Source organism: Streptomyces sp. NPDC001415 (assembly GCF_053597395.1).
On the sequence record NZ_JBSFIE010000017.1, the window covers coordinates 79,206 to 81,206 of the forward strand.

Consider the following 2,001-nt stretch of genomic DNA (forward strand, 5'->3'; position numbering starts at 1 on the left):
CCCTGACGCGGAGAAGGGGGTGCGGCACATGACCGTACGGAGCCTGACGCGGAGAAGGGGGTGCGGCACATGACCGTACGGAGCCTGACGCGGAGAAGGGGGTGCGGCACATGACCGTACGGAGCCTGACGCGGAGAAAGGGGCACGGCACATGACAGTGCGGCTCAGCGCCGACATCTGCACCACCGAGACCACCTACGGAACCGTCCTGCTCGACCAGCGCAACGGAGAGTACTGGGAGCTCAACCCCACCGGCACGCTCGTCGTCCGCACCCTGCTGGAGGGCGGCGACGAGAAGGACGCGGTCGACGCGCTCATGGCCGAGTTCGACATCGACCGCTCGCAGGCCGAGCGGGACGTCGTCGCGCTGACCGAGCAACTGCGGGCCTCGGGGCTTGCGGCATGAGCGGGCGCAGCGAACCACTCATCAGGAGAAGCGAGCCACTCATCAGGAGAAGCGAGCCACTCATCAGGAGATCCGCGCCTCGCGCAGGCGAGGCCGAGCGGAGCGAGGTCCCGGCATGAGTACCCCCGGCGCCCTGGCCCGCCCCACCGGCGTCCCCCGCGCGCACCGCCTCGGTGCCCGCGCCGTCCTGCCCGCCGCCTACCTGATCGCCCGGCTGCCGCCCCGCCGCATCCTGGCCCTGCTGACCGTTCTGCGGCGTGGCGCCGCGCCCGCCACCCCCGGCCGGGCCCGGGCCGCCCGGGACGCGCTGTGTGCGGCGAGCCTGTTCTGCGCGGGGCCGCGAGGCTGCCTGCCGCGTTCCCTGGGCGCCACGCTGCTGTGCCGCCTGTGGGGCGTCTGGCCCACCTGGTGCACGGGCGTCCGTGTGGTGCCGCCCTTCAGCGCGCACGCCTGGATCGAGGTCGACGGCCGGCCGATCGGCGAAGGCGTCCCCGACGACTATTTCAGCCGCCTGATGAGCGTTCCCCCGGCCTCGCGGAACACGCCGTGACCGAGCAGGTCACCACGGACGCCGCCCCGCGGTCCGGCGACGACACCCCGCCGCCGGACCCGGCCGACGGCGGTCGTCGGGGTGCGCCGGGGGCGGTGGCCACCATGGTGCGTCTGACCGTCGGCCACCGGGCCGCGATCGCCGTCGCCTCCGTTCTGACCCTGGCAGGATCGGCGATGGGCCTGGCCCAGCCGCTCGTCGCCCGGCGCATCGTGGACGCCGCGGGACACGAGCGCCTGCTGGGACCGCTGTCGCTCCTGGCCGCCCTGTTCGTCGCCGAGGCGGCCACCGGCGCGGTCGGCCGCTTCCTGCTCGAACGCATGGGGGAGCGGGTGATCCGGACCATGCGCCACGGGCTGGTCTCCCATCTGCTCCGCCTCGACATGCGCGAGTACGGTCAGCACCGCAGCGGCGACCTGATCTCCCGCGTCACCGCCGACACCACCGTCATCCGCGAGGCCACGGCCCAGGCCCTGGTCGACCTGGTGACCGGCATCCTGGTCTCCGTCGGCGCCCTGGCGCTCATGGCATGGATCGACCCCGTCCTGCTCCTCCTCGTCGCCTCCACCGTCGTCGCGGCGGCCGTCGTCGTCGCCTCGCTGCTGTCCGGCATCCGGGCCGCCGCCGAACGTACCCAGGGAGCCGTCGGCGACATCGCCGCCGACCTCGAACGGGCCCTCGGCGCCCTGCCCATGGTGCGGGTCCACTGCGCCGAGGACCGCGAAGCCCGGCGGATCGGCACCCGGGTGGAGTCCGCCTACGACGCCGGTGTGCGTACCGCCAAACTGGCCGCGTTCATGAGCTCGGCGGTCGAACTCGCCGTCCAGGGCTCCTTCCTGCTCGTCCTGGTGATCGGCGGCATGCGGGTGGGCGGCTCGGAGTCCCTCGGAGAACTGGTGGCCTTCCTCCTCTACGCCTCCTACCTCGTCGTCCCGCTCTCCTCCGTCTTCCGCGCCATCGGCCTGATCCAGCGAGGCATGGGCGCCTACCAGCGCGTCGACCAGGCTTTGGCGCTTCCGGAGGAACCGGTGGGTGCCGTGGGTGC

Annotated in this window: 3 protein-coding genes; all 3 read left to right on the forward strand. The window is 73.3% G+C overall.

The features are described from left to right. Positions 1-151: 151 nt before the first annotated feature. A complete protein-coding gene (locus tag ACWC2B_RS22875; RefSeq protein ID WP_450719394.1) occupies positions 152-406 on the forward strand; it encodes a lasso peptide biosynthesis PqqD family chaperone in 255 nt (84 codons plus the stop codon). Between the two features lie 115 nt (positions 407-521). Then, entirely contained in the window at positions 522-956 is a 435-nt protein-coding gene (locus ACWC2B_RS22880) for a lasso peptide biosynthesis B2 protein (RefSeq protein ID WP_450719396.1), read from the forward strand. After that, positions 953-2,001: ABC transporter transmembrane domain-containing protein (locus tag ACWC2B_RS22885; protein WP_450719398.1), on the forward strand; the 1,049-nt coding region annotated here is incomplete at its 3' end. The genes ACWC2B_RS22880 and ACWC2B_RS22885, both read left to right, overlap by 4 nt.